At 60.7% G+C, this 25908-nt stretch carries 26 protein-coding genes and 4 tRNA genes; 15 read left to right on the plus strand and 15 right to left on the minus strand.

Annotated features, from left to right (window positions below):
- The first annotated feature begins 35 nt into the window (after positions 1–35).
- Entirely contained in the window at positions 36–476 is a 441-nt protein-coding gene (locus tag SPHS8_RS03390; protein WP_201514036.1) for a DUF6628 family protein, read from the plus strand.
- Here SPHS8_RS03390 and SPHS8_RS03395 read toward each other — a convergent pair.
- A complete protein-coding gene (locus SPHS8_RS03395; RefSeq protein ID WP_201514038.1) occupies positions 461–1786 on the minus strand; it encodes an AmpG family muropeptide MFS transporter in 1326 nt (441 codons plus the stop codon). The two genes, SPHS8_RS03390 and SPHS8_RS03395, sit on opposite strands and share 16 nt — an antisense overlap.
- Before the next feature lie 161 nt (positions 1787–1947).
- Complete coding sequence (locus SPHS8_RS03400) at positions 1948–2325, minus strand: YkvA family protein (RefSeq protein ID WP_201514039.1); 378 nt, start codon at positions 2323–2325, stop codon at positions 1948–1950.
- Between the two features lie 230 nt (positions 2326–2555).
- Here SPHS8_RS03400 and SPHS8_RS20320 point away from each other — a divergent pair, with 230 nt between their 5' ends.
- The gene (locus SPHS8_RS20320; protein WP_236574944.1) at positions 2556–2759 is read left to right on the plus strand and encodes a hypothetical protein; all 204 of its coding nucleotides are present in this window, start codon (positions 2556–2558) and stop codon (positions 2757–2759) included.
- 142 nt (positions 2760–2901) lie between these two features.
- Here the strand turns inward: SPHS8_RS20320 and SPHS8_RS03405 are convergent, their stop codons facing one another.
- On the minus strand, positions 2902–3360 hold the full coding sequence (locus tag SPHS8_RS03405) for a response regulator (RefSeq protein ID WP_201514042.1): 459 nt from the start codon (positions 3358–3360) through the stop codon (positions 2902–2904).
- Positions 3345–3467 (minus strand): hypothetical protein, encoded by a 123-nt coding sequence (locus tag SPHS8_RS20580; RefSeq protein WP_268933187.1) that lies wholly within the window; start codon positions 3465–3467, stop codon positions 3345–3347. The genes SPHS8_RS03405 and SPHS8_RS20580 overlap by 16 nt, the downstream gene beginning before the upstream one ends.
- Before the next feature lie 53 nt (positions 3468–3520).
- On the opposite strand from SPHS8_RS20580, the gene SPHS8_RS03410 reads away from it, so the two are divergent.
- Together SPHS8_RS03410 and rsmD are read left to right on the plus strand one after the other, a co-directional pair.
- Positions 3521–4435, plus strand: a complete 915-nt coding sequence (locus SPHS8_RS03410) for a pseudouridine synthase (RefSeq protein ID WP_201514044.1) — start codon at positions 3521–3523, stop codon at positions 4433–4435.
- Positions 4436–4492: 57 nt separating this feature from the next.
- Positions 4493–5029: a 16S rRNA (guanine(966)-N(2))-methyltransferase RsmD gene (gene rsmD / locus SPHS8_RS03415; protein ID WP_201514048.1), complete on the plus strand. Its 537-nt coding sequence runs from the start codon at positions 4493–4495 to the stop codon at positions 5027–5029.
- A 93-nt stretch (positions 5030–5122) separates the two neighbouring features.
- On the opposite strand, the gene SPHS8_RS03420 is transcribed toward rsmD, so the two are convergent.
- Positions 5123–5572, minus strand: coding sequence for a globin domain-containing protein (locus tag SPHS8_RS03420; RefSeq protein ID WP_443018545.1), 450 nt, complete (start codon positions 5570–5572; stop codon positions 5123–5125).
- Between the two features lie 110 nt (positions 5573–5682).
- Here SPHS8_RS03420 and SPHS8_RS03425 point away from each other — a divergent pair, with 110 nt between their 5' ends.
- A complete protein-coding gene (locus SPHS8_RS03425; RefSeq protein WP_201514049.1) occupies positions 5683–6144 on the plus strand; it encodes an RrF2 family transcriptional regulator in 462 nt (153 codons plus the stop codon).
- 498 nt (positions 6145–6642) lie between these two features.
- Here SPHS8_RS03425 and SPHS8_RS03430 read toward each other — a convergent pair whose 3' ends face one another.
- Positions 6643–7038, minus strand: a complete 396-nt coding sequence (locus tag SPHS8_RS03430) for a GFA family protein (protein WP_201514050.1) — start codon at positions 7036–7038, stop codon at positions 6643–6645.
- Between the two features lie 101 nt (positions 7039–7139).
- On the opposite strand from SPHS8_RS03430, the gene SPHS8_RS03435 reads away from it, so the two are divergent.
- A complete protein-coding gene (locus tag SPHS8_RS03435; RefSeq protein ID WP_201514051.1) occupies positions 7140–9416 on the plus strand; it encodes an ATP-dependent helicase in 2277 nt (758 codons plus the stop codon).
- 93 nt (positions 9417–9509) lie between these two features.
- Here SPHS8_RS03435 and SPHS8_RS03440 read toward each other — a convergent pair.
- From SPHS8_RS03440 to SPHS8_RS03450, 3 genes are all read right to left on the minus strand, one after another.
- Positions 9510–9585, minus strand: a tRNA-Ala gene (locus tag SPHS8_RS03440).
- Positions 9586–9713: 128 nt separating this feature from the next.
- Positions 9714–9789: transfer RNA gene (locus SPHS8_RS03445), tRNA-Ala, on the minus strand.
- A gap of 87 nt (positions 9790–9876) precedes the next feature.
- Entirely contained in the window at positions 9877–10212 is a 336-nt protein-coding gene (locus tag SPHS8_RS03450; protein ID WP_201514052.1) for a TIGR02300 family protein, read from the minus strand.
- A 179-nt stretch (positions 10213–10391) separates the two neighbouring features.
- On the opposite strand from SPHS8_RS03450, the gene aroA reads away from it, so the two are divergent.
- From aroA to SPHS8_RS03485, 7 genes are all read left to right on the plus strand, one after another.
- Positions 10392–11702: a 3-phosphoshikimate 1-carboxyvinyltransferase gene (gene aroA / locus SPHS8_RS03455; protein ID WP_201514854.1), complete on the plus strand. Its 1311-nt coding sequence runs from the start codon at positions 10392–10394 to the stop codon at positions 11700–11702.
- On the plus strand, positions 11699–11950 hold the full coding sequence (locus tag SPHS8_RS03460; protein ID WP_201514053.1) for a CBU_0592 family membrane protein: 252 nt from the start codon (positions 11699–11701) through the stop codon (positions 11948–11950). Before aroA ends, SPHS8_RS03460 begins: the two co-directional genes overlap by 4 nt.
- Positions 11947–12582, plus strand: a complete 636-nt coding sequence (gene cmk / locus SPHS8_RS03465; protein WP_201514054.1) for a (d)CMP kinase — start codon at positions 11947–11949, stop codon at positions 12580–12582. The genes SPHS8_RS03460 and cmk overlap by 4 nt, the downstream gene beginning before the upstream one ends.
- A 170-nt stretch (positions 12583–12752) precedes the next feature.
- Complete coding sequence (rpsA, locus tag SPHS8_RS03470) at positions 12753–14465, plus strand: 30S ribosomal protein S1 (RefSeq protein WP_097091605.1); 1713 nt, start codon at positions 12753–12755, stop codon at positions 14463–14465.
- Between the two features lie 161 nt (positions 14466–14626).
- A complete protein-coding gene (locus SPHS8_RS03475; protein ID WP_097091606.1) occupies positions 14627–14914 on the plus strand; it encodes an integration host factor subunit beta in 288 nt (95 codons plus the stop codon).
- Positions 14915–14965: 51 nt separating this feature from the next.
- Positions 14966–15051: transfer RNA gene (locus SPHS8_RS03480), tRNA-Leu, on the plus strand.
- A 74-nt stretch (positions 15052–15125) separates the two neighbouring features.
- Positions 15126–16910, plus strand: a complete 1785-nt coding sequence (locus SPHS8_RS03485) for a cation:proton antiporter domain-containing protein (RefSeq protein ID WP_201514057.1) — start codon at positions 15126–15128, stop codon at positions 16908–16910.
- Here the strand turns inward: SPHS8_RS03485 and SPHS8_RS03490 are convergent.
- The gene (locus SPHS8_RS03490; protein ID WP_201514058.1) at positions 16907–18436 is read right to left on the minus strand and encodes a hypothetical protein; all 1530 of its coding nucleotides are present in this window, start codon (positions 18434–18436) and stop codon (positions 16907–16909) included. The two genes, SPHS8_RS03485 and SPHS8_RS03490, sit on opposite strands and share 4 nt — an antisense overlap.
- Positions 18437–18547: 111 nt before the next feature.
- Complete coding sequence (gene alaS, locus SPHS8_RS03495; protein ID WP_201514059.1) at positions 18548–21202, minus strand: alanine--tRNA ligase; 2655 nt, start codon at positions 21200–21202, stop codon at positions 18548–18550.
- A 152-nt stretch (positions 21203–21354) separates the two neighbouring features.
- Between alaS and SPHS8_RS03500 the strand changes: the two genes are divergently transcribed.
- Together SPHS8_RS03500 and SPHS8_RS03505 are read left to right on the plus strand one after the other, a co-directional pair.
- Positions 21355–23622 carry an NADP-dependent malic enzyme gene (locus tag SPHS8_RS03500; protein WP_201514060.1) on the plus strand — a complete coding sequence of 756 codons (2268 nt, stop codon included), beginning with the start codon at positions 21355–21357 and terminating at the stop codon, positions 23620–23622.
- 30 nt (positions 23623–23652) lie between these two features.
- Positions 23653–24330, plus strand: coding sequence for a L,D-transpeptidase family protein (locus SPHS8_RS03505; RefSeq protein WP_201514061.1), 678 nt, complete (start codon positions 23653–23655; stop codon positions 24328–24330).
- Positions 24331–24336: 6 nt separating this feature from the next.
- On the opposite strand, the gene SPHS8_RS20325 is transcribed toward SPHS8_RS03505, so the two are convergent.
- The 4 genes from SPHS8_RS20325 to SPHS8_RS03520 form a co-directional block, all read right to left on the minus strand.
- Positions 24337–24783: a hypothetical protein gene (locus SPHS8_RS20325; protein ID WP_236574945.1), complete on the minus strand. Its 447-nt coding sequence runs from the start codon at positions 24781–24783 to the stop codon at positions 24337–24339.
- 70 nt (positions 24784–24853) lie between these two features.
- A complete protein-coding gene (gene hisI / locus SPHS8_RS03510; protein WP_201514062.1) occupies positions 24854–25225 on the minus strand; it encodes a phosphoribosyl-AMP cyclohydrolase in 372 nt (123 codons plus the stop codon).
- A gap of 63 nt (positions 25226–25288) precedes the next feature.
- Positions 25289–25365: transfer RNA gene (locus tag SPHS8_RS03515), tRNA-His, on the minus strand.
- A 256-nt stretch (positions 25366–25621) separates the two neighbouring features.
- Positions 25622–25894 (minus strand): HU family DNA-binding protein, encoded by a 273-nt coding sequence (locus SPHS8_RS03520; RefSeq protein WP_201514063.1) that lies wholly within the window; start codon positions 25892–25894, stop codon positions 25622–25624.
- Positions 25895–25908: the final 14 nt, after the last annotated feature.

A 25908-nucleotide genomic window follows, 5' to 3' on the forward strand; every position in this document is an offset into this window, starting at 1 on the left:
GCAGTCCGTCACACAACGGATAAAGGTGCTCGCACATGGCCCATGGAGAGATCAGCCCTCTAGACCTGCCCCGCTCGATGCCGCACGGCTACGGCAACCGCCTCTTCCTCTACACCATGCGCCGCATGGCCAGCGCCGGGGTCAACGACGCTCATGCCGCGAACGCCATGCTCGGCGCTTTCGGGCGCAGCTATCGCCGTCCGCTCGTCCTGATGCGCGCCATGATGCTGGAGGTCGCCCGCTGCGCCACCCGCCGGATATTGGTCGCGCCCTGTTGCTGCGCCCGGATGACCGCCGACGAAGCAACGCTCATGCACGCGATCAGCACGGCGCTGCAGGACCCTCCTTCATCCTACGACCAGCTCGCCACGCTGCTCGGAACCGACGATGTGCTGGGCGCGCTCACCTGCCTGCAAGCCGTCGCCCAGGCGCACGGCGATCTCGGCCGCCCGCTGGACCTTTACGCAGGCGCCTGAGCGCCCTCCTCCGTCGCCGCGCTGCCGACGCTCGCATCCACCAGCCCGCTGCGCATCATCAACCAAAAAAGGATGATGCCCGGCAGCGCCAGCACGGTCGTTAACAGGTAGAAGTCCACATAGCCAAACCGCTCGATCAGCGCCCCCGCCGTCGTCCCGGTCAGGAAGCGCCCAACGATGCTCGCCGCTGCCGAAATCATCGCATATTGGGCAGCGGTGAAGCGCAGGTCGCACAGCGCTGAGAAGTAAGCGACCACCGCCACGCCGCCGATCCCGCTCGCGAAATTCTCGAAGCCGATCGCGCCCGCCATGCCCAGATTGCTCTTGCCGGTCCCCGCCAGCAGCGCAAAGCTGAAGTTCGACACCGCCATAAGCACCAGGCTGATCAGCACCGACCGCTTCAACCCCAGCCGCGCATATAGCACGCCACCCACGAAAATCCCCGCCAGCAACGCCCAGAAGCCCACGCCCACATCGTAGATCGCGATCTCCTCATTGCTGTAGCCCAGATCGTTGAACAGCAGCCGGAACGTCAGGTTCGCCAGCGTGTCCCCGATCTTGTGCACGATGATGAAGAGCAGGACGAGCAGCGCGCCCTTGCGCTTGAAGAAGTCGACGAAAGGCCCGACGATCGCCTGCACCAGCTCCCCGCCCGTCTTGCGCGAAGCAATCTCCCGATGCCGCTCGGGCTCGCCGACGACCAGCGCCGCCAGCATCGCGGGCAGCGCGAACAGGGAACAGACCAGATAAGCCAGCGTCCAGTCCCAATATTGCGCCACCACCAGCGCCAGCGCACCCGCCGCTGCCGCGCCGATCCGCCAGCCATATTGCGACATGCCCGCACCGATGCCCAATTGCTCGGGCCGCAATATCTCGATCCGATAGCCATCGATGATGATGTCGAACGTCGCCCCCGCAATCCCCAACAGGATCGCCGCCCGCACCGTGCCCATCAGGTCGTTCGCCGGATCGACAAAGGCGAGATTGACCACCGCTGCCATCACCAGCAGCCCGGCCACCAGCATCCAGGATACGCGCTGCCCCAGCCGATGCAGCAGGGGCAGCTTCACCCCTTCGATCACCCAGGCCCATAGCCATTTGAGGTTATAGGCGAGCAGCACCAGGCTGAACGCCGTGACGCTTTTCTTATCGATCCCGTCCTGCGCCAACCGTGACGCCAGGTTTGCGCCGATCATCGCAAAGGGAAAGCCCGACGAAATTCCCAGGAAAAGCGCAGCGAGCGGCGCCTTCTCCACATAGGGCTTCACAGCATCCAGCCAACTTCTGGTGCCCACGGCAATGTCATTCATGAAAAGCTGCGCCCCCGAAGATGCCTATTCCGCCACCATATGACCAATCATCGAAGAAACAAGCACAACGGCCCTCCCTATCTCCCCTCCCGCAGGCGGGAGGGCTGGGGGTGGGCCAGCGCAACGTCGATCGCGTGCGAAAAGTTGCCGCTTCAACGCAATTAACCCACCAACATCCACCCCACAAACCCGACCGCCACAATCCACACCATCACAACGAAGATCAAACCTGCCACAGACACGGGCTTGCGCCGCTCCACGGCCTTCATCCGAAGCTCAGCCATCACATCCGGAGGAACGAGCCTGACCGCAGCCATGATGCCCAACGGCACGATCACCAGATCATCAAGATAGCCAAGGACAGGAATGAAATCCGGAATGAGGTCGACCGGCGACAGGGCGTAAGCCGCGACAGCAGCCGCCAAAGCCTTCGCATACCAGGCAACCCGCGGATCGCGCGCAGCGAGCCAGAGGGCGATGATATCACGCTTGGTATTCCTCGCCCACGCCTTGAGCCTTGTCATCGCTGTCCGGGTCATCAGTGTAGAATGAGATAGCGTCACGATGCCCGCAACTGATCATTGCTCTAGTATCTATCCGTCATGCCAGCGAACGCTGGCATCTTTCGGGCGAGAGCCGAACCTAGCGTCACAAAAATCTCAACACACGCCCATACATAAAGGGTGGATTGGGGACGGTCTGCTAAACCCGACGGCGTTGATGATAGCTGACATTGCCGACCTGCCCAGCAACCCACTAAGCTGAGCGCATGAACCTATTCTTTGCTGCTGTAGCCATCGCTCAAATCTTCGTCGTGGCAGCTATGCTGTTGCGCGGTCAGACTATCCGCGTGCCCATTGCGGGAGGAAAGGCGACGCAAATCAGTAGATCAGAAAGCGTCCTCGGTTTCTATGCTTTGGTGCTAGTCTGGGTAGCCCTATTTGCCTTTGTGGACTTTCTTATCTGGGCATAAGGCGCGGACGGCAGAATGTCCAAAAGTGGTCGTTAGCCGCCGTTGACACGCTGTTATGCGAGCGAAAGCTAGCATCTCCCTCAACAGCACTTACTCAGCCGCCGATCCCGAGCACAACGAAACCCGCTGCCCCACCCCCAACTCACCCCACATCATCAAACAAATGCAACCTCCGAGGCACCCGGGGACGATCCGCCCCTACCATCAACGCCTCGATCACGCCGATGGAAGCCAGCAGTTCGCGCGGCAAATAGGGCTTGGCCAAGCATCCGACCGCCATCTCATGCGCGTCCACCGGGCAACTTCCACTGACGAACAGTACCGCCAAACCCTTGGCATAGGCATGCCGAGCGACGTCGATGCCGGTCTTGTCCCCGTGCAGGGTGATGTCGGCGATGACCAGATCGACCTCATCCTGCTCGATCACGCGGATGGCATGATCATAATCATCGACGGTCGCTGCAACGCGATATCCCGCTTGCTCCAGCACATGCTCATTGTCGAACGCGACCAGCGGCTCGTCTTCAACGACCAGCACGCTGCGGATCGCCTGTCCCTGCTGCCGTGGCTTTGAGTCCCCTTTGACTAGCCCGAAAAACATTTGCCGATCCGCCCCATATGCGCCATGCAACCGATCAAACGCGCAGCATCCCAAGGGAGTTGCGGCCGTTCCTCCGCATTGGGCGATGGCACGGCACCTTTCGTCATTTTCCGGTGCTTTCCATATGGGAAGTGCCGCCGCTTCGTTAAAGGAACCGAGCGTGGAGCCGCCGAAAAAATCAGGACCGCCGCGCAGGGCAGGACCGGGCGGACCCCGGCGCCCTTCGCAGGACAAGCCAGCTGGTACGCGTCCGGCTCGCCCCCCTTTCCGCAAGGCAAAGGCCGCTCCGGCCAAGCCTGCCAATCCTCATCCGGCTCGCACGGCTGCGGCCGCCAGCGGCAAGAATGAACCGCAACGCATCGCCAAGCTGCTTGCCCGCGCCGGCATAGCCTCGCGCCGCGAAGTCGAACGGATGATCGAGGAAGGCCGCGTCACCTTGGACGGCGAAGCGGTATCTACGCCTGCGACCTTGCTGACCTCGCTCAACGGAGTCGCGGTGGACGGAACGCCAGTCGCTCAGCCTGCTCCGGCACGTCTCTTCCTCTTTCACAAACCTTCAGGCTATCTGACCACGGAACGTGATCCCCGCGGCCGCCCGACCATTTACGACCGCTTGCCCGCCGATCTGCCGCGCGTGATGCCGATCGGCCGCCTCGACATGACGACCGAAGGGCTGCTGCTCCTCACCACCGATGGCGAATTCAAGCGGCAGATGGAATTGCCCGCAACGGGCGTTCCCCGCACCTACCGCGCCCGCGCCTTCGGCGACATCAGCCAGGCCCAGCTTGAAGATCTGTTCGAAGGCATAGAAATTGACGGCATCCGCTACGGACAGATCGAGGCCAATCTGGAACGCCGCACCGGGCGCAACCAGTGGATTGAAATGACGCTGACGGAGGGCAAGAACCGCGAAGTCCGCCGCGTTCTGGAACATCTCGGGCTTCAGGTAAGCCGCCTCATCCGCACCAGCTATGGCCCCTTCCACCTAGGCGAACTGGCTTCCGGCGCGGTAGAGGAGGTACGGCAGCATGACCTCATCGTCTTCCGCAAAAGCCTGAAGACGCCCAAATCCTGATTTTCATCCCTTCGGGCTGAATTTGCCGAAGCCCGCCCTTCTTCTGGAACGCCACCCATGAGAATCATCGCAGGCCGATGGAGAGGCCGCCCCCTCACCGCTCCCAAGGGCGATGCCACCCGCCCCACCGCCGATCGCACCCGCGAAACGCTCTTCTCCATGCTGCTGAGCCGGATCGGCTCCTTCGAAGGCCTGAATGTCGGTGATTTCTTCGCAGGCTCGGGAGCCCTGGGCTTTGAAGCCATGTCGCGGGGCGCAGCCACTTGTCTCTTCGTCGAACAGGATCGTGCAGCCTTGGAGGCGATCCGCGCCAATGGCGAACGGCTCGGCGTCCGGCCGGATATCCGCCAGAGCAGCGTCCTGTCCCTCGGCCCAGCCCCCAAGCCGCTCGACCTCATCTTCATGGACCCGCCCTACAATAGCGGCGCGGGCGCGGTAGCGCTCGACAAGCTCAGCCGTCTCGGATGGACCGGCCCCGCAACCTGGGTCAGCATCGAAACCGACCGTCGCGAGGATGTGGAAGTGAAGGGCTTCGTCGCGGACGCAATAAGGGACGTAGGGAAGGCGCGCCTGACCCTGTTAAGAGCAGCCTGAGTCCTTCTCCCCTTCAGGGGTCGATGAGAGGCAGGTGACTCTCATCGAGGTTAGGGAGAGGGGAACGCCCCAAGCGCCCCCCGCTCCTCTCAATCAAGCAGCCTCAGCATCCTCATAAGCCTGCGCTTCCTTCCCAATCAGAATATCCGCCAGGAACCAGTAAGCCTTACCCCAAGCTTCCAGGACCGCGTCGGTGGCTACCTCAGCCCCCAGCACATCACGGATCGCGGGCAGCAGCGCCTCGGCGACCTTCGGATAATGCTCGGCCTTCACGCCGGTTTCGACATGCCGCTGCACCATGCGCTCCACCGCGCCGGTCAGTGCCTGCAACTTGTCGATATTCTCCGCATATCCCAGGATAGCGGCTGCCAAACGCTTCGGCTGCTCGCCACTTTCCTGCGCCGCCTGGTCGAACATGTCCTTGATCGACGCATCCTGAAACAGCCGCTTATACATGGCTGTGGTGATCTCCACGCCATGGCTCCGAAGCGCGGGAGCGGTTGCCTTGACGATCGCGATGGTTTCAGCGCTGAGCTGGTTCATGATGCACCCCTTTATGAGACTCGATAAAGGTGCATTTACGTGACATGTTTAAACATGTAAACTAGCTACATGTTTGATCCCCAAATCTCTTTCAATTAACGCATTCCCTCATGCAATTGACTCGCCACACCGACTACGCCCTGCGCGTCCTCATCCATCTGGCAGTCACGCCCACCGGCCGCGCGACAATCCCCGAAGTCGCCGACGCCTACGCGTTGTCACGCAATCATTTGATGAAAGTCGTCCATCATCTCGGCCTCGGCGGCTTCATCATCACCCAGAGAGGAAGAGGCGGCGGCTTCACGCTCGCCCGCCCTCCCGAATTGATCAGTTTAGGCGAAGTCATCCGCCATACCGAAACCGACATGAATCTAGCGGACTGTGCCGGTTGCGGGCTGCGCTCCGCCTGCGGCCTCTCCGGCATATTAAAGGCCGCGACAGCCGCCTTCCTCGCCGTGCTCGATCAGCACAGCTTGGCCGACGCCGCTAAAGACAAGGCCGGGCTGGCGGCGCTCATTGCCGCCCTGCCCGCGCCCCTGTCCCAAGTCAGCGATTCCTGCGCGCCTTCTTAGAACGCGGCGCTTCACCTGGATTGATGCAGCTATCCTGTACGGTTCGGCTGCACAGCGGATAGTCCTTACCGCCAGCAGGCGGCGGCGTCATGTTCCCGCCCACCGTCACGGGATTTGCTGAGCTTCCTACAGGAGCCGCGGGATCTCTAGGCACTGCGGGCGAAGCTGGCGCCATACCTGTAGCAGGCGGAACCTCTCCGGTAGGCTGACCCGCGTTCGGATCGGCAGTCGTTGCGGGTGTCGCCGGATCCGCCGGCATTGTGTCAGTTGCTGGAGGCTGAGCCGTATTGTCCGGCGCACCCTGGGCGATCGCAATGCCATTAGCGCCGGTTGAAAAAGCCAGCAATGCCGCACCTGCAAGCATGATCGATTTCATCGGGTCATCCTTTCCTGTTCTTCACCCCATTCTGCCTCTTGGCTGATGAAAAACCAGATCGGTGACGCCAGCGTTCCATATCCGCGACGAACTGTTGTCCTGCTGCCACCAAATGAATGTAATCAATCCTCCGGGTAGCGCTCAACATGGGGAAGTTCATGTGCAGCGCCCATCCACGGCAATGCCTCTGCCCATTGCACGTGGATGACGGGAGGAAATAGAGAGGGGTCATCCAAAGTCGAAGTTTGGATATCGACCATCCCGGGAAAATTTTTCGAATTCCGGTAGAAAAGGCCGGTGCCGCAACTGGCGCAGAAGTGCCGTGTCGCGTCTTCAGAAGATCGGTACAGCCTCGGCTCGCCCACAACCTTCAGATTTGCCTCTGCAAAGAGCGCCCAACCAACCATGGGCGCTCCGGCACTGCGGCGGCAGTCGCTGCAATGGCAAATAGCGCTGTAGAATGGTTCTCCCTCTACCTCGTAATGGATCGATCCACACCGGCATCGTCCCCTGGCCACGGCATTTCCCCTTGCATGATTCGCCTTTTGTTCTCATAGATCGATGGCCGCTGCAAGGGGCTGCCCTTGCTCACCCTTCCCATGCTCCCTAGTTGTTGAACATGACCGTCCCCGCTCCCTCGCCCGATGATCCATCTTATCTTCAGGGCCTCAATGAACCTCAGCGGGAGGCTGTGCTTACGACCGAGGGGCCGGTCCTCGTGCTGGCAGGTGCAGGAACGGGCAAGACCGCCGCACTGACCGCGCGGCTTGCTCATCTTGTCGCTACGCGTCGTGCTTACCCGTCCGAGATTCTGGCGGTGACGTTCACCAACAAGGCCGCGAGAGAGATGCGCGAGCGCGTCGGACGCATGATAGGTCCTGCGGTCGAGGGGATGCCGTGGCTCGGGACCTTCCATGCAATCGCGGCGAAGATGCTGCGCCGGCGTGCGGAATTGGTGGGGCTTCAGTCCAATTTCACCATCCTTGATACCGACGATCAACTCCGCCTGATGAAGCAATTGATCCAAGCAGAAGGCGTCGATGAAAAGCGATGGCCCGCGCGGCAGTTGGGCGGCCTGATCGACCAATGGAAGAATAAGGGACTAACGCCGGAAGAAATTGGTGCCAGCGATAGCGAAACTTATGCGAATGGACGCGGCCAGAAGCTTTACGCAGCTTACCAGGCCCGGCTTCGTGAGGTGAATGCCTGCGATTTCGGCGACCTGCTGCTCCACGTGCTGACGATTCTGAAGCGCCATCGTGATGTGCTGGAAAGCTATCAGCAACGGTTCCGCTACATCATGGTCGATGAATATCAGGACACTAACAGCAGCCAATATCTGTGGCTCCGCCTGCTCGCTCAACAGCGCAAGAATATTTGCTGCGTGGGCGACGACGACCAGTCCATCTATTCGTGGCGAGGTGCCGAAGTCGCCAACATCCTGCGGTTCGAGAAAGATTTTCCCGGCGCCAAGATCGTTCGTCTGGAGCAGAATTACCGATCGACGCCTCATATTCTCGGCGCCGCTTCCGGAGTGATTGCCGAAAATGGCAACCGGTTGGGGAAGACGCTTTGGACCGATATCGACGTCGGAGAAAAGGTCCGTGTCATCGGCGTCTGGGACGGCCCAGAGGAAGCTCGCCGCGTAGGCGACGAGATCGAATCGCTGGAGCGTTCCGGGCAGTCGCTCGATGATGTGGCTATCCTGGTTCGCGCACAGCATCAGACTCGCGAGTTTGAAGACCGCTTCATCCAGATCGGCCTCGCCTATCGTATCGTGGGCGGATTCCGTTTCTACGAGCGTGCCGAAATCCGGGATGCGCTTGCCTATCTGCGTCTTGTTAATCAACCGGCTGACGATTTGGCATTCGAGCGGATCGTCAACGTTCCCAAAAGAGGCCTTGGCGACAAGGCGGTGGAGAAGCTTCACCGACTGGCAAGGGCGGAAGGCATTCCTTTGGCGCTAGCGGCTGCGCGCATCCTAGACACCGATGAATTGACACCTCAGGCGCGCCGAGGCCTGGGATCGTTCATAGGAGACCTTGCACGTTGGCGTGACAGGGCGGCTCAGCTGCCCCATGCCGAACTGGCGCGCCAGATACTCGATGAAAGCGGCTATACCGCGATGCTTCAAGCGGAGCGTACAGCCGAAAGTGCGGGCCGCCTTGAAAACCTGAACGAGCTTACCCGCGCGATGGAGGAGTATGAAACGCTTGGCGCGTTTCTAGAGCACGTATCACTGGTCATGGACAATGATGCGCAAGCCGAAGAACGCAAGGTCACGATCATGACCATACACGCGGCAAAGGGGCTCGAGTTCGACACCGTATTTCTGGCAGGCTGGGAAGAAGGAATTTTCCCGTCCCAGCGCGCGCTCGACGAAGGCGGGCTCAACAGCCTCGAAGAGGAACGCCGGCTCGCCTATGTCGCGATCACGCGCTCTCGAAAGATGTGCATCATTCTGCATGCTGCCAACCGGCGTATATATGGCCAGTGGACCAGTTCTATCCCGTCCCGCTTTGTCGGCGAACTGCCGCCTGAGCATGTCGAGGAAGAAAGCAGCATGACTGGCGGAGCGTCATTATGGCGCGCCAACTGGTCTGAGCGTGCCGACCCCTTCTCCAATGTCCAACGTGGCAACGGCCGCGGCCCGGGTTGGCAACGTGCGCAACAAGGCGGTCAATTCAATCGCGAACCTGTTCGGATCGTGGAAGCCCGAGCATCTGCCATCTCACTCGGCAACAAGGGTCGGGATGACATGCAGCTGGGTTTACGCGTTTTTCATCAGAAATTCGGTTACGGAACCGTTGCCGAAATCGAGGGCAATAAGCTGGAAATCGACTTTGAGACAGCGGGCCGCAAGCGCGTCATGGACAGCTTTGTACAGCCCGCCTGACGTTGAGGGTTAGAGGCCCGGCACAGCAAATGCGGCCGCACGCACAGTCAATCGCCTGATCCCTGCCATCGGCTTACGAAATAGATGGGGATTTGGTGGAGCCTAGCGGGATCGAACCGCTGACCTCCTGCATGCCATGCAGGCGCTCTCCCAGCTGAGCTAAGGCCCCATCTCAATGCAGAATAGGCTGCATCCGTGAAAAAGGCTATGCCGCTTTCCGGACAGCCATCATTCTTCGACCCCAAACCCAAGCTTCAGCATATCAAACTAGGCCGATAAACGCCGCTGCTCGGAAATTGGTGGAGCCTAGCGGGATCGAACCGCTGACCTCCTGCATGCCATGCAGGCGCTCTCCCAGCTGAGCTAAGGCCCCTTTCCAATGTCGGCGCTGTTTGGGTCCAGCGCCTCGGAGGTCGCTGCCATTAGGAGGCAGCAACTTCCTTGGCAAGCAGAAAATTACTTAATTGTCGTCGTCGCCGTCGTCACCCGCGGCATCGACACCGAGGTCGTCGTCACCGCCGAGATCAACGTCATTGTCCGGTGAGTCGCCGTCATCATCGACGTCGAGATCCAGATCCAGATCGTCATCCGCCGACTCCAGTTCGCCATCGGCAGTCTCGATGACCTTCTTGGGTGCTTCCTCATAAGGCAGCGGCTGCTTCGACTTAAGAACGGGCTCGGGTTCCCAGGCAGTGTTACAGTTGATGCAGATGACCGGGTCGTCCTTGCCCAGGTCATAGAAGCGCGTGGCGCATTTCGGGCAGATACGCTTCGTGCCCCATTCAGCCTTGACCATGTCCGGCCTTGTCCTTCTTACGAGTGCTTCAACGAATATCACGCGGCACGACCATGTCGCCCGCGAAGCGACGGGCGCCTTGCCATAGCAGAACCGCGCTGTCAAAAGCCGGGCGCGATTTTTCAGTTCCCTGCCAAACGGATTGACCCTTGACCTCTTCTTCCGATGATCCGCTCCCGATGACCTTCAATGGCGCGCCGCCCCTCTCCGGAAGCGTGACCGTACCGGGTGACAAGAGCATCTCGCATCGCTCGCTCATGCTTTCCGCCTTGTCGGTTGGAGAAAGCCGGGTCGAGGGACTGTTGGAGGGTGAAGATGTACTGGCCACCGCTGCCGCAATGCGTGCCATGGGTGCGCAGATCAACCGGGATAGCGATGGCATCTGGCACATCAAGGGCGTAGGGGTCGGCGGGTTGCTGCAACCCCAGACAGCCCTGGACATGGGCAACAGCGGCACATCGACCCGGCTGCTGATGGGCTTGATAGCAAGTCATGCCATCACCGCGACCTTCACAGGTGATGCATCGCTCAGCAAGCGTCCGATGGGGCGTGTAACTGAACCTCTGTCCCGCATGGGTGCCAGCTTCACGTCAAGCCCCGGAGACCGGCTGCCTCTGACGATGCGCGGCGCCTGCCCGGCCGTCCCGCTGGACTATCGCCTTCCGGTCGCATCCGCGCAGGTCAAGTCTGCCATCCTGCTCGCGGGCTTGAACACCCCCGGCGTGACGCGCGTGATCGAGCCGATCCCGACTCGCGATCACAGCGAACGCATGCTGAGAGGCTTTGGCGCGGAGCTGGAGGTCGAGGTCGAGGCCGATGGCACGCGTATCATCACCTTGAGGGGCGAAGCTGAACTGCGCCCGCAGACGATCGCCGTGCCGGGCGACCCCTCTTCTGCAGCCTTCCCGATCGTTGCCGCCTTACTCGTCCCCGGCTCAAAGGTCACGATCGGCAATGTGGGCCTCAATGCCACACGGGCAGGATTGATCGATCTGCTGCGGGAGATGGGCGGCAATATCGTCATCGACAATCCACGAGAGGTCGGCGGCGAACCTGTCGGCGATGTCGTCGTGACAGCGTCTGACCTGAAAGGCGTTGAGCCGGATCCAGCTCGCGCGCCTTCCATGATCGATGAATATCCCGTTGCCTTTATCGCAGCAGCCTTTGCCGAGGGACGCAGCATATTCCGCGGCCTTGAAGAACTCCGCGTCAAGGAGTCCGATCGCATCACCACCATGGCCGAGGGCCTTCGCGCCATCGGCGTGACCGTTGAAGAGCTGGAAGATGGCATCATCATCGAAGGCACGGGTGGCGCACTCCTTCCCGGCGGCGGTCCGATCGCCACCAAGCTCGATCACCGTATCGCGATGAGCTTTGCCGTTGCGGGACTGATATCGAAAAGCGGCGTCACCATTGACGACATGCGGCCTGTCGCCACTAGCTTTCCCGATTTCACCGCACTACTGCAAAAGCTGGGCGCGATGCCATGACCTTTGATCTCGCCAATGTCATCGGATTGATCGGCAGTGCACTGATGGTCATCGCCTATGCTTATAGCAACATGGCGAAGATATTGAATTTTATCCTGTTCAACCTGCTCAATCTGATCGGATCGCTGCTGCTGCTTTATTCGCTGACGGTGCATTTCAACATGGCCTCGTTGGCGTTGGAGGTCGTATGGGCGCTCATCGCACTCATCGGCCTCGCCAAGGCATTGCGGAAAGGCGAAACATCATGATCATCGCCGTCGACGGCCCGGCAGCTTCGGGCAAGGGCACCATCGCCAAGGCGCTCGGGCGCCATTATCGCTTGCCGGTACTGGATACTGGCCTGTTGTATCGAGCTGTAGGCCTTGCCGTGGTAAAGACCGGCGGGGACCCCGACCATGAAGCCGATGCGCTGGCGGCCTGCTCGTTCAATGATGGCGTTCTCGCTGATCCAGCATTGCGTAGCGAAGCGATCGGCTCCCTTGCATCCCGTGTATCCGTCCATCAGAGCGTCCGCCAGGCGCTAGTGAAGCGCCAGCGTGATTTCGCTACCCAGCCCGGCGGCGCGATCCTCGACGGCCGCGACATCGGGACGGTCATTGCACCAGACGCCGATGCCAAGATCTTTGTAACAGCCAGCGTCCATGTTCGCGCGCAGCGGCGCTATGATGACGCGCTGTCGCACGGCGGGCGGCCGGACATGGACAGCCTGATTGCGGACATTCAGGCACGCGACACGCGCGACATGAGCAGGGACCATGCTCCGCTGCGAATGGCCGATGGAGCGGACTTGCTCGACACCAGCAATTTGACTATAGACGCCGCCGTCCAGCAAGCCATTGCACTGGTGGACGCCCAGTTGGAACGTCGGCGAAAGGCCTGACGCGATGACGGGTGCTTGGGAATCCCAGGCGCCCTTTTCGCTTATCTACGGGGCGTCACTTGTCATGGCCGAATGGATGTTCACGCGGCAATCCGGCTGCGCGGGCTGTTTGGCCTGAAAGACCACCGGACACAACCGGTAGGCCAGCAATGACGAGTGAAGGAACTACCATGGCCTCTACGGCACTCCCCTCGCGCGACGATTTCGCCGCGCTTCTCAATGAATCACTTGGCGGTGAAGACGGCGGCTTCGAAGGCCGCGTCGTCAAGGGCACCGTGACCGGCATCGAAAACGACATGGCGCTGATCGACGTCGGCCTGAAGTCGGAAGGCCGCGTGCCGCTGCGCGAATTCGCCGCGCCCGGTCAGAAGGCTGACCTGAAGGTCGGCGACGAAGTCGAAGTCTATGTCGACCGCGTCGAAAACGCTCATGGCGAAGCCATGCTGTCCCGCGACCGCGCTCGCCGCGAAGCCGCCTGGGACAAGCTGGAATCCGAGTTCACCGAAAATGCCCGCGTCGAAGGCGTCATCTTCGGCCGCGTCAAGGGTGGCTTCACCGTCGACCTCGACGGCGCCGTGGCGTTCCTGCCCGGCTCGCAGGTCGATATCCGTCCCGTCCGCGACGTCACCCCGCTGATGGACATTCCGCAGCCCTTCCAAATCCTGAAGATGGATCGCCGCCGCGGCAACATCGTCGTATCGCGTCGCGCCATCCTGGAAGAAACCCGCGCCGAACAGCGCTCGGGCCTCATCCAGACGCTGGCCGAAGGTCAGATCATCGAGGGCGTTGTCAAGAACATCACCGACTATGGTGCGTTCGTTGACCTTGGCGGCATCGACGGTCTGCTGCACGTCACCGACCTGTCGTACAAGCGCATCAACCACCCGAACGAGATGATCAACATCGGCGACACCGTCCGTGTCCAGATCATCCGCATCAACCGCGACACCCAGCGCATCAGCCTTGGCATGAAGCAGCTGGAAAGCGATCCGTGGGAAGGCGCAGCCGCCAAGTATCCGGTCGGTGCGAAGCTGTCGGGCCGCGTCACGAACATCACCGAATATGGTGCGTTCGTCGAACTGGAGCCGGGCATCGAAGGCCTCGTCCACGTGTCGGAAATGTCCTGGACCAAGAAGAACGTCCACCCCGGCAAGATCGTTTCGACCAGCCAGGAAGTCGATGTCATCGTCCTGGAAGTCGATCCCGAGAAGCGCCGCATCTCGCTCGGTCTCAAGCAGGCCCAGAACAACCCTTGGGACAGCTTTGCCGAACGTCACCCGATCGGTTCGACGGTCGAAGGCGAAGTCAAGAATGCAACCGAGTTCGGCCTGTTCATCGGCCTGGACGGCGACGTCGACGGCATGGTCCACATGTCGGATATCGCCTGGGGCATTTCGGGCGAAGACGCGCTGGCTCTGCACCGCAAGGGCGAGACGGTTCAGGCCGTCGTTCTCGACATCGACGTCGAGAAGGAGCGCATCAGCCTCGGCATGAAGCAGCTTGAACGTGGCGGCCCGGCCGCTGGCGGTACGACTGCTGCTGCTGCTGGTCTCAACAAGAACCAGACGGTTACCGTCACGGTTCTGGAAGTCCGCGACGGCGGCCTGGAAGTCCAGGCTGGCGAAGATGGCGCCACCGGCTTCATCAAGCGCAGCGACCTTGGCCGTGATCGCGATGAGCAGCGCTCGGAGCGTTTCCAGATCGGTCAGAAGTTCGACGCCCTGGTGACCGGTTTTGATCGCGCCAAGAAGCCAACCTTCTCGATCAAGGCGCTGCAGATCGCAGAAGAGAAGCAGGCCGTTGCTCAATATGGTTCGTCCGACAGCGGTGCATCGCTCGGCGACATCTTGGGTGAGGCACTCAAGGCCAAGAACGAAGGCTAATCCCTTCGGCATCTAACTAAAGTAATAGGCCCGCCGGAAACTGCTTCCGGCGGGCTTTTCTATCCCAAAATGAGAAAACAACTACCGACATTGGATAATTGCATGTGAGAGGGGACTCACTATAACTAAACTGGGAACCAGAAGGGGGAGCTGGAGGACCAATGATACGTTCGGAATTAATTCAGACGCTGGCAGAAGAAAATCCAGATCTTGGCCTTCAGGAGGTCGAGAGGATTGTCGATCTCTTCTTCAAAGAGATTGTTGATCGCCTCTCCAGTGGAGGGCGGGTAGAGTTGCGAGGCTTTGGCGCCTTCACCACCCGTGCGCGCGACGCGCGGACCGGGCGCAATCCCCGTACCGGAGAGCAGGTGCCGGTCTCGGCCAAACGTGTACCCTATTTCAAACCTGGCAAGGAAATGCGCGAGCGGCTCAACAGCAAAGCTCAGTGATCATCAGCACATCTTGACCTGCGCGTCTGGACCGGTCAGGGAAAGCGCCATGCGGACGTGGCGAAATCGGTAGACGCAGCGGACTTAAAATCCGCCTCCCCCTGGGAATGCGGGTTCAAGTCCCGCCGTCCGCACCAAGGACATCATCCGGCAGCATGTGAATTTTGCCGCAAGGCTGGATATTCTGCCGCGCATCCCGCAATGATAGAGCATGGCCGGCGCGATCAATCCTCAAAGTTTCAGCGACTCCCTTGTCGTTTTGGGGGCGGCGGGACTGGTAATCCCCGGCTTTGCTCGCTTCAGGATCAGTCCCGTCATTGGGTTTATTCTGGTCGGCCTGGCAGTGGGGCCGTCTGGCCTCGGCGCGTTAGTCGCCGAATATCCATGGCTATATCATGTCACCATATCGAACAGGGAGGCCATAGAGCCGTTCGCGGAACTCGGCGTCATATTATTGCTCTTCTCGATAGGTCTGGAACTGAGTTTTCGCCGTCTCTGGACCATGCGAGCTCAAGTCTTTGGCGTGGGCGCAGCTGAACTTATCGGTGGCGCATCGCTGATAGCGATGGGACTTTACTTGCTCGGCCAGCCTCCCGCAGGCGCGATCGGGCTTGGCCTTGCGCTCGCGCTTTCCTCGACTGCCGTGGTGCTGCCGATGGTCGGTACACAAAGTGCGGTAGGGCGCGCGGCCTTTGCGATGCTCCTCTTTGAAGATCTGGCACTTGTTCCCATCATCTTCATGCTGGGCGCTCTTGCTCCCTCGGCAGCGGCAAGCGTGGACGGAGCTTGGGGCGAACTGGCGAATACACTTTTGAAGGGCGGCATCACGATCGCAGTGATGCTCATTCTCGGCCGCATCGTCCTCCCACATATTTTCAGTCAGGCTGCACGGACGAAAAGTCCCGAGGTGTTCCTCGCCGCGAGCCTGCTGGTGGTCATCGTTTCCAGCATCGCCACTTCTCTCGCAGGTCTATCACCGATTGTGGGTGCGTTACTTGCAGGCCTGTTGATCGCTGAGACCGAATATCATGGCGAAGTCGAAGTGATGACGGCACCGTTCAAGGGGCTCGCGCTTGGCGTGTTCCTGATCACCGTTGGCATGAGCCTGGATGTCAGGGTGATACTCGCGAACTGGCCCAGCCTGATTCTGGCGGTGGTCGGGGTGGTCATCACCAAGACGTTGGTCACGGCAGCTCTGCTCTATTTCTCGGGTGCTCGAAAGGGCGTTTCCCTGGAAGTAGGGCTGCTGATGGCCAGCCCTTCCGAAACTACTCTTATCGTCCTCTCGACCGCGGCTGCAGCCAAGCTGATTTTGCCCTCCACCGCTGCTTTTTGGCAGATCGTTACGGCGATCGGCTTGACTATCACGCCGCTCCTCGCCCGTATCGGCCATGACATCGCGCGCAGGCTCGAAATGGCATTAGGCGAAGATACGCCTGAATTGCAGCAGGAAAGCACGGAGGCGGCGGCCGTCGTTATCGGCTTTGGCCGTGTGGGACGGATGGTGTGCGACCTCCTGCGGGTTCACAATCAGCGTTTTACAGTCGTGGAATCGGACCCTGACGTAGTCGCTGAAGGGCGACGGGGCGGATATCCGATCCTTTTTGGCGACGTGGCGCGTGCCGAAATGTTGGACAAACTTCGTCTTGGTCACGCTCGAGCACTGATCCTCACCATGGACGATCCGGTGCTATCGGTACGAGTGACGAAGAGGGTCCGGGGATGGGTGCCGGATTTGCCCATCATCGCTCGAGCGCGCGATACAGATCATGCCGCGCAACTTTATCAAGCGGGCGCCAGCGATGCTGTGCCTGAAACGCTGGAAAGCTCGCTTCAGCTGGCTGAAACTGCGCTGGTCGACCTGGGCGTGGCGATGGGGCCTGTTATCGCGTCCATTCATCAGACACGGGAAGATCTACGCATGGGCATCAAAGATGCGGCGCAACTGGAGACGCCCCCCAAATTGAGGCGGCTCCGTTCTGACGAGGTTGCCTAAGGCCCAGCTGCTATGGCGTTATCGGATGCGGGAACGGGCATGCCACTCCCGTCCCAGTTCGGCTCCTTGTCCATCCGCTCCAACGTCTTGCTGGCGAACTCTGCCATGTTGCCGCCGTGCGGGTTGTAAGCCACCGGCAGTAAATTACGCCGCGCCTGTTTGCGATCACCGACACGCAGTTGCTGCATTGCCAAGGTCATGCGCAGCCCAAGGTCGAACGGTGCCAGTTCCGACGCCCGTTCCAGCGCTTGAATTGCCAAGGAAGATGGCGTTTTCCCCTGACGGACAAAGCTGTCATAATAATAGAAGAGCGGCAGCGGGTGGTCATTTTCGATGCGATTGAGCGCCGTGAAAGGAGCGCGTGCTTCCTTATAGCTCTCGTCGCGATCCGGTGCATCTTGCGCGATGCGATAGAGGGAAAGCCCCTTCTGGACATAGGCGTTGACCTGCCTCGGGTCCACGGCAAGGGCAGCATCGGCGGCGGCGACCGCTTCCTTATCGTTGCCAGCGTCATGCTCTGCCTCCGCCAACGCAGAGAGGACTGCGGCATCCTTCGGGAAGCGCGAAGCTATGGCGCGCGCGTCGGCCAGAACGGCCTTGGCCATTTCACGATCGACACCGCGCCTCGAACGAATGATGACCGGCATCACGGCGCTTGCCCCTGCCGTCATCCCTTGCACGACGACGGGGCCGGTTTTGATCATGCCGGCGGGCAGCTTGATCATCGTCATCCGAGATTTGAGCAGATAGCGATCCAGCTCATGTTCGAGCTGGCCGAAATCTCCAAATGCTTCGATAGCAGCAGACCGCGGGTCTTTACCCTGAGACATAAGGGTGAGGTAGCGTGTAAGCTGGCCTTTCCTTTCGGCGCTGAAGGTCAGATAATGATAAAGCAGCCAGCTCTTGCCATAGAAAGCGTCGTACCTCTTGCTGCGGCGCTTTTCATAGGCGGCAGGGTCAAGCAAATCACCCGCAGTCACATCGGCTGCCATGTAGAGCTCATAGGCGCGATGCTGCGCCGGCCGTCCGAGTTCGACGCCGCCGTCCTTCGGAAATGCGGCTGACGAAAAAAACTCCGCAGCACCTTCCGACATCCAGCGGGGCAAAGGAAAGCTGCTCGATCCAATCAGAAAATGATGCGCATATTCATGGAGCAGCGTGATCATTGACGTGTCGATTTGACCGCGCGTAGCCCTGACCTGCGGAACGATTGCGACCGATCCACCAGCGCGGGGCACATAAAATCCGCCTATATATTGCGAATTGGCCCCATACAGCTTTCGAACCTGCGCTTCACTACTCACAACATAAATAGTGAGGCGGTTGGACGGACTGGGACGCAGGTTCGGCGATCCCGTGACCGCTGCCATGGCCGCATGGTAGCTTTCGAGCTGCTGCGAGAATAGGCGAGCCTCTGTCGCCCGGGTTTCCGCATAGACCACAAAATGGTCGCTCGAGGCTTCCAACCATTCGGCACGTGCAGCAGCGGGCGTCAGCAACAGACCGAGAGCAATAAGAAGCCGCATGATCCCCCCGAACCGGTTAGCTTGCCAGATTAGCGATGACTTGGACAGAAACAAGGTGGCGAAAGCTGAGCCAGAGCTTCGCCGTTGTTTGAGCTTCCGAAGGTCCGTGCGTTACGCTTGGCAGTTAGTCAGAGCCGCCTTTACTGCCTCGACTGCCGCAACAGCCTTGTCACCGTCGGGGCCGCCACCCTGCGCCATGTCCGGGCGGCCGCCGCCGCCTTTCCCGCCAAGTGCTTCAACGCCTGCGCGAACGAGGTCGACGGCGTTGATGGAGCCGACCAGATCGTCCGTGACTCCTACAGCGATGCTGGCGCGGCCATCCATCACAGCAAGAACTGCGGAGACGCCGCTGCCGAGTGTCGCCTTGTTCTGATCGACTATGCCGCGGAGTTCCTTGGGATCGAGCCCCTCAATCACCTGACCGATGAAATTCACGCCGCCGACCTTTTCCGGCCCTGCCGCCTGCGCGCCGCTACCGCCGCCCAGAGCAAGCGCCTTCTTCGCTTCCGCCAGTTCGCGTTCCAGCTTGCGGCTCTGTTCCACGAGCGCCGCTATGCGCGCCGGAACCTCTTCGGGGGTGGTCTTGAGCGCGGCGGCCGATTGGCGCAGGCGATCTTCGCGGTCGGTGAGCCACAAGCGCGCGGCCTCACCAGTCAGGGCTTCGATACGGCGGACGCCAGAGGAAACAGCGCTTTCCGAAATGATCTTGAAGATCGCGATGTCACCGGTCGCATTGACGTGCGTGCCGCCGCAGAGCTCGACCGAATAGCTGTTCGCATCACCCTTCCCCATCGAAAGGACGCGGACTTCGTCTCCATATTTTTCGCCAAACAGAGCCATCGCTCCCGCCGATATGGCGTCATCGGGCGTCATCAGGCGTGTGGTCACCGCTTCATTGTGACGCACCTGCTCGTTCACCAGGCTTTCGATCGCGGCGATCTGGCTGTGCGTCAGCGCTTCCGGATGCGAATAGTCGAAGCGCAGGCGATCGGGCGCAACCAGGCTGCCCTTCTGCGTCACGTGCGCGCCCAGCGTGTTACGCAGCGCGGCGTGGAGCAAATGGGTGGCGCTATGATTAGCGCGGATACGATCGCGGCGGTTCACGTCGACCGAGAGGTGAACGGTATCGCCTACCTTGATGCTGCCTTGGCCGATCTTGGCCCGGTGAGCATGCAGGCGCCCCAATGGCTTGGCAGTATCTTCGACATCGGCAACCAGGCCCGACAAGGACGTGATCGTGCCCGCGTCGCCCATTTGACCGCCGCTTTCACCATAAAAAGGCGTCTGGTTGGTGACGATCGTGACCGTCTCGCCAGCGGTTGCGCTGTCGAAGTTCACACCGTCCTTCACGATCGCCAGCACCTCGCCCTCACCCTCGGTGGAGCTGTAGCCGATGAACTCGGTATTCCCCGCTTTTTCGGCGATATCGAACCAGATTTCGTCGGAGGCTTTTTCGCCCGAGCCCTTCCAGGCAGCGCGAGCCGCGGCCTTTTGTTCGGCCATGGCGGCGTCAAAACCTTCGCGATCGACGGTCAGGCCGCGCGAACGCAGCGCGTCTTCGGTCAGGTCATAGGGGAAGCCATAGGTGTCATAGAGCTTGAACGCAGTTTCGCCCGGCAGCGTGCCGCCTTCGGACAGGTCCAGGGTCGCTTCGTCCAGCAGCTTCAGGCCCTTTTCCAGGGTCTGGCGGAAGCGGGTTTCCTCACGCAGCAGCGTTTCCTCGATCAAGGGCTGCGCGCGAACCAGTTCCTGATAAGCGCCACCCATTTCGGACACGAGGCTGCCCACAAGGCGATGCATCAACGGCTCTTTGGCGCCGATGATGTGCGCATGGCGCATGGCGCGGCGCATGATGCGACGCAGGACATAGCCTCGGCCCTCATTGGCTGGCAGCACGCCGTCTGCGACCAGGAAGCTGGTCGAGCGGAGATGGTCCGCAATGACGCGATGGCTGGCCTTGAACTCGCCATCGATCGCGGTCTTGGTCAGCGCGCCCGATTCTTCGATCAACGCCTTGAAGGTGTCCGTATCATAATTGTCGTGGACGCCCTGCAAAACAGCCGCGATACGCTCCAGCCCCATGCCGGTGTCGATGCTGGGCTTGGGCAGTTCGCCGACGATCTCGTTTGCTTCCTGCTCATATTGCATGAAGACGAGGTTCCAGACTTCGACGAAACGGTCGCCATCTTCTTCCGGTGATCCGGGAGGACCGCCCCAGATATGCTCGCCATGGTCGTAGAAAATTTCCGAGCAGGGGCCGCAAGGTCCGCTGTCACCCATGGCCCAGAAGTTATCCTTGGTCGGAATGCGGATGATGCGGTCTTCCGGCAGGCCCGCAATCTTCTTCCAGAGGTCAAAGGCTTCATCGTCGGTGTGATAGACGGTGGCGGTGAGCTTTTCCGCCGGAAGCCCCCACTCCTTCGTCAGCAGGGTCCAGGCATGGGTGATCGCCTGTTCCTTGAAATAGTCGCCGAAGCTGAAATTCCCCAGCATTTCGAAGAAGGTGTGATGCCGCGCCGTGTAGCCGACATTGTCCAGATCGTTGTGCTTGCCCCCTGCACGAACCGATTTCTGGCTGCTGGTCGCGGTCGTATAAGGCCGGGTTTCCAGGCCCGTGAAGACATTCTTGAACGGCACCATCCCCGCATTGACGAACATCAGTGTGGGGTCGTTGTGCGGCACCAGAGGCGCTGAAGGAACGATGGTGTGGCCGTTCGCCCCGAAATAGTCGAGGAAGGAGCGGCGAATGTCGTTGGTCGATGTCATGCGCGCGATTTAGTGGGAAGCGCCCCGGCGCACAAGCGGGGCTTTTCATCGCAGCGGTCAAGCGGGGTCTCTTATCCGACAAGACACGCGAATCCGCCGTTTAGCGGCCCAGCGGCATTGCCCCTATCCTCAATCAAGAATAAGGCCGCGTCATGGATGACAATACCCGCCGCGCAGCTTTGGATTATCATCGGCTTCCTCAGCCTGGAAAGCTGAGGATTGAACCTACCAAGCGCATGGTCAATCAGCGCGACTTGGCGCTGGCCTATTCACCGGGCGTAGCGGCTCCCTGCCTTGAGATCGCCGAAGATGCCGACAAGGCGATGGACTATACCGCGCGTGGCAATCTGGTCGCGGTAATCTCCAATGGCACCGCCGTATTGGGGCTAGGTTCGATCGGTGCCCTTGCGTCCAAGCCGGTGATGGAGGGAAAGGCGGTCCTTTTCAAGAAATTCGCCGACATCGACGTGTTCGACATAGAAGTGGACACGACCGATCCGGAGAAGTTCATCGAGGCGGTCGCGCTGCTGGAGCCGACCTTCGGCGGCATCAATCTGGAGGATATCAAGGCGCCGGAATGTTTCGCCATCGAGGCGGAACTGAAGAAGCGGATGAATATTCCCGTCTTCCATGACGACCAGCATGGCACGGCGATCGTCGTGGCCGCCGCCGTGCGCAACGCGCTGGTGCTGCAGGGCAAGTCTTTGGCAGAAGCGCGATTGGTGACGTCCGGTGCGGGCGCAGCGGCGCTGGCTTGTGTCGATTTGTTGGTTTCGATGGGCCTGCCAGTCGAGCATGTGACGCTGACCGACAAGGACGGGGTCATCCATGCGGGACGCGAGGGCATGCTGCCCAACATGGCACGCTATGCGCGGACCACGAATGCGCGGACTTTGCCCGAGGTGCTACCGGGCGCGAACATATTCCTGGGCCTGTCCGCGCCCGGCGTGCTGAAGCCTGAATGGCTTCCCCTGCTCGCTCCCAATCCGCTGATCTTCGCATTGGCGAATCCGGAGCCCGAGATCAGGCCTGAGGTCGCGCGCGAGGCGCGGCCCGACGCAATCGTTGCCACGGGCCGCTCGGATTATCCCAATCAGGTCAATAACGTCCTTTGCTTCCCCTATATGTTCCGGGGCGCGCTCGACGCGCGCGCGACCGAGATAAACGAGGCCATGAAGGCTGCCGCCGCCGAAGCGATCGCAGCGCTGGCCCGCCTTCCGGCGCATGACAGTGTTGCGCAGGCCTATGGCGGGCGGCGGCTGGTTTTCGGGCCGGACTATATCATCCCGACGCCCTTTGACCCCAGACTGATTGCCGAGATCGCGCCTGCGGTCGCCAAGGCTGCGATGGAGAGCGGAGTCGCGAAACGTTCGCTCGACATCGAAGCCTATCGCCGGTCATTGGCGCAGCAGAACACGCGTTCGGCGCAGCTGATGTTGCCGGTGTTCGAAGCCGCGCGAGGAACCTGCCGCCGTATCGCCTATGGCGAGGGCGAGGATGAACGCGTGCTGCGCGCGATCCAGGACGGGCTGGATGAGGGGATCGTCCGTCCGGTCATCATCGCCCGGCGGCGAATATTGGAGCAGAAGCTGCCAGGCCTTGGTTTGCGCTTCGAACTTGACCGCGATGTGGAGGTTGTGGACCCCGAAACCGACCACGAACTGCTGGCAGAGTTGGTCGAGGCATATCGTGCCATCGCTGCGCGCAAGGGTGTCCCGACGGCCGAGCTGCTGCGCCATGTCTATCGGCGACCCACCGTCACAGCCGCGATGTTGCTTCGCACCGGGCGTGTGGATGCGGCGCTGGTCGGCGGTAACAGCGAATATTGGGGCCAGGTCGAGCATGTGCTGCGGATCATCGATCGCCGGGCGGGACATAGCCGGGTCTACGCCCTGTCAGGACTGATCCTGGACGCCGGCGCGTTGTTCATTTCCGACACCCATATGGTGCCCGATCCTACGCCTGAACAGGTTGCCGAAATGGCCATCGCCGGGGCGACCGAGCTTCGGCATTTTGGCCTGACGCCCCGCGTCGCCCTGCTCTCGCACTCCAACTTCGGAGCGTCGCACAGTCCCAGCGCGCGGAAGATGCGGACGGCGCTACAACTGGTGCGCTCGCAGGCACCCGACCTGCTGGTGGATGGCGAAATGCATGCCGATGCCGCGCTCAGTCAGTCTTTGCGAGAGCGGCTGGTTCCCGATGCGCGGTTCGAAGGCCCGGCCAATCTGCTGATCATGCCCAACCTAGATTCGGCGAACATCACGCTGACGGCGCTGTCAGCTTCCTCCAGTTCGCCTACGGTCGGGCCGATGTTGATGGGGCTGGCGCAGCCGATTCATGTACTGACACCTGGCGTAACCGCGCGCGGCATCCTGAACCTCACTGCGATTGCAGCGGCGGAGGTAGATCGGGAAGGCTGAGCTTAACCTTTTTCGTCCAACAAGGCGAACATGGCAGGATTGTTCAGGAACGTTGCGAAGCTGGCTGGGCCGAAGCTGTTGATCGGCGGCGCGCTCGGCGCTGTTGGGTTGCTGGTGGGAAGCTATGTGGATCGCGGGCGCGATCTGCAATCGCCGCGGCAGGATGCTCCCGCCCAGAAGAGGGTCGCTAGCCCGGCGCTGGTAGAGCGTAGCCGCTCGCAACCGTTGCCGGTCGATCCCCATGCTCTGGTGGTCAAGAGCGTGTTGCCGATAGAGACACCGTTTCGCCACGGCGACTATGTCTGGGATGAGAGCCGTGCCCCGGCAGCGGGTCCAGTCATCATCACAGTGGACCTGAAGGCGCAGACCTTGTCCGCTTTCCGGGACGGTCATGAGATCGGCGCGGCGGTGATCATCTATGGTGCGGACGACAAGCCAAGCCCGCTTGGAGCGTTCCCGATCACGCAGAAGGACGCAGACCATGTATCCAATCTCTACGACGCGCCCATGCCCTACATGCTGCGGCTGACGAATGACGGCGTCGCGATCCATGGCAGCGATGTCCAATGGGGCAATGCCACCCATGGCTGCATCGGCGTGCCGACAGCCTTTGCCCGCAAGCTGTTCGCGGCAGTCAAGCTGGGCGATCTGGTAATCATCACGCAGGGCAAAATGCTGGATACCGGCCATGTCGGCAAAGCGGGCTGAACGCGCCTAACCCTGTCGACAGAGCGCGTTCCCGTTACGATCTTCCGCGCGTAGGGCAGCACCGGCTTCGCTGGCTGATCGAGGAAAGCTGACGCCCTCCAACGATCCACGGCCTTCGCACAAGGCGGTGCATTTCATGTCGAGGACCCCGGGGAAAGCGATCTGATCGCCATCATATTGGGCCACGATGATACAGCGACTGCCACGGTCCAAACTGAAGATCAGCTTGTCCCCGGCGCGTCTTGCACTTCCCTGCCCTCGGCAGCTCTGATCTTCTCCGAATACCGCTTCTACGCCGAAGCGGAACTCACCGGCTTGAGCGGGGATGATGCAGAGACTGTCGCTGCCCGCCTCATGGCGCCTGCGGAAAAGGCCGACGGGAGACGATCTGGAGTTATCTGCGATGACGCCGCTTTCGATCGCTGCGCGCTCCAGCCCCGATGCGGAAGCCATGTTGCCCGAAACGGTGCCTGAACGCTCGCCACTACCTTGGCAGGCAGCGAGCAGTGGCAGGAGGGCGAGGCTATTCCACCGTGTCGACAGCCGACAGTCCTTCCGCGCCAACGCGCCGGAAAAAGCAGGAACGCGCACCAGTATGACAGGTGGGACCCGCCGGAACTGCCTTCACCCACACCGCGTCCTGATCGCAGTCGATCCGAATGTCGCGCACCTCCAGCATGTTGCCGGAAGTTTCGCCCTTTTTCCACAAGGACTGGCGGCTGCGTGACCAGAAATGGGCCAAACCCGTCTCTATCGTCAGTGCCAGCGCCTGATCATTCATATGGGCGAGCATCAACACCTCGCCGGTGGCAGCGTCAGTGACGACCGCTGTGATCAGCCCGTCGCGGTCATATTTCGGATTGAGGGTCAGCCCCTTGTCGCGTGGTTCGTCCATAGCCCGGCTATAAGACGGTCGAAGGCCGATGCGAAGCCTATGCAATGAGAAAAAGGGAGAAGATGGGGCGATCGACGGGATCCGAACCCGCGACCTCTGGTACCACAAACCAGCGCTCTAACCAACTGAGCTACGATCGCCACAGGGCCGTTTGGCCCAGGAGAGATGCGGCACATATGCGGCCATTGGATGGCCGTCAAGCTGACAAATGCGACTATGAGACTGAAAAAGAAACGGGGCGCGAAACCGACGGTCCGCGCCCCTCTTCCCTCTGTTCAGTACATCAGCGCAACGGAGCGTTTTCCCCCTGCTGCAGCTACTCTCCCAACCATCTGGCCGCGATGCCAAACGGTCCTATTATGCAAGTGGGCGCCGATGACGACGCCAGTTCCGATCTTAGTTGACCGAGTCTTTAAGGCCCTTGCCAGCCTTGAACTTAGGCTGAGCAGACGCCTTGATCGTCATGGTTTCGCCAGTGCGCGGATTACGGCCCGTCGATGCCTTGCGCTGGGAAACGGAAAATGTGCCGAAGCCGACGAGGCGAACTTCATCGCCCTTCTTGAGCGCGGAGGAGATAGAATCGAACACGCTTTCAACAGCCTTGGTCGCGTCGCTCTTGCTGAGGCCGCTGCTTTCAGCAACAGCACTGATCAAATCCTGCTTGTTCATACCTTTGGAACCCC

The sequence above is a fragment of the Sphingobium sp. S6 genome (assembly GCF_905120495.1).
Taxonomy (GTDB): domain Bacteria; phylum Pseudomonadota; class Alphaproteobacteria; order Sphingomonadales; family Sphingomonadaceae; genus Sphingobium; species Sphingobium agri.

Bases quoted from the DNA above. Each gene is read 5' to 3' on its own strand.
- SPHS8_RS03390 (WP_201514036.1), top strand. From the start codon at position 36: ATGGCCCATGGAGAGATCAGCCCTCTAGACCTGCCCCGCTCGATGCCG.
- SPHS8_RS03395 (WP_201514038.1), bottom strand. From the start codon at position 1,786: ATGAATGACATTGCCGTGGGCACCAGAAGTTGGCTGGATGCTGTGAAG.
- SPHS8_RS03400 (WP_201514039.1), bottom strand. From the start codon at position 2,325: ATGACCCGGACAGCGATGACAAGGCTCAAGGCGTGGGCGAGGAATACC.
- SPHS8_RS20320 (WP_236574944.1), top strand. From the start codon at position 2,556: ATGAACCTATTCTTTGCTGCTGTAGCCATCGCTCAAATCTTCGTCGTG.
- SPHS8_RS03405 (WP_201514042.1), bottom strand. From the start codon at position 3,360: ATGTTTTTCGGGCTAGTCAAAGGGGACTCAAAGCCACGGCAGCAGGGA.
- SPHS8_RS20580 (WP_268933187.1), bottom strand. From the start codon at position 3,467: ATGACGAAAGGTGCCGTGCCATCGCCCAATGCGGAGGAACGGCCGCAA.
- rsmD (WP_201514048.1), top strand. From the start codon at position 4,493: ATGAGAATCATCGCAGGCCGATGGAGAGGCCGCCCCCTCACCGCTCCC.
- SPHS8_RS03420 (WP_443018545.1), bottom strand. From the start codon at position 5,572: ATGAACCAGCTCAGCGCTGAAACCATCGCGATCGTCAAGGCAACCGCT.
- SPHS8_RS03425 (WP_201514049.1), top strand. From the start codon at position 5,683: ATGCAATTGACTCGCCACACCGACTACGCCCTGCGCGTCCTCATCCAT.
- SPHS8_RS03435 (WP_201514051.1), top strand. From the start codon at position 7,140: ATGACCGTCCCCGCTCCCTCGCCCGATGATCCATCTTATCTTCAGGGC.
- SPHS8_RS03450 (WP_201514052.1), bottom strand. From the start codon at position 10,212: ATGGTCAAGGCTGAATGGGGCACGAAGCGTATCTGCCCGAAATGCGCC.
- aroA (WP_201514854.1), top strand. From the start codon at position 10,392: ATGACCTTCAATGGCGCGCCGCCCCTCTCCGGAAGCGTGACCGTACCG.
- SPHS8_RS03460 (WP_201514053.1), top strand. From the start codon at position 11,699: ATGACCTTTGATCTCGCCAATGTCATCGGATTGATCGGCAGTGCACTG.
- cmk (WP_201514054.1), top strand. From the start codon at position 11,947: ATGATCATCGCCGTCGACGGCCCGGCAGCTTCGGGCAAGGGCACCATC.
- rpsA (WP_097091605.1), top strand. From the start codon at position 12,753: ATGGCCTCTACGGCACTCCCCTCGCGCGACGATTTCGCCGCGCTTCTC.
- SPHS8_RS03475 (WP_097091606.1), top strand. From the start codon at position 14,627: ATGATACGTTCGGAATTAATTCAGACGCTGGCAGAAGAAAATCCAGAT.
- SPHS8_RS03485 (WP_201514057.1), top strand. From the start codon at position 15,126: ATGGCCGGCGCGATCAATCCTCAAAGTTTCAGCGACTCCCTTGTCGTT.
- SPHS8_RS03490 (WP_201514058.1), bottom strand. From the start codon at position 18,436: ATGCGGCTTCTTATTGCTCTCGGTCTGTTGCTGACGCCCGCTGCTGCA.
- alaS (WP_201514059.1), bottom strand. From the start codon at position 21,202: ATGACATCGACCAACGACATTCGCCGCTCCTTCCTCGACTATTTCGGG.
- SPHS8_RS03500 (WP_201514060.1), top strand. From the start codon at position 21,355: ATGGATGACAATACCCGCCGCGCAGCTTTGGATTATCATCGGCTTCCT.
- SPHS8_RS03505 (WP_201514061.1), top strand. From the start codon at position 23,653: ATGGCAGGATTGTTCAGGAACGTTGCGAAGCTGGCTGGGCCGAAGCTG.
- SPHS8_RS20325 (WP_236574945.1), bottom strand. From the start codon at position 24,783: ATGGCTTCCGCATCGGGGCTGGAGCGCGCAGCGATCGAAAGCGGCGTC.
- hisI (WP_201514062.1), bottom strand. From the start codon at position 25,225: ATGGACGAACCACGCGACAAGGGGCTGACCCTCAATCCGAAATATGAC.
- SPHS8_RS03520 (WP_201514063.1), bottom strand. From the start codon at position 25,894: ATGAACAAGCAGGATTTGATCAGTGCTGTTGCTGAAAGCAGCGGCCTC.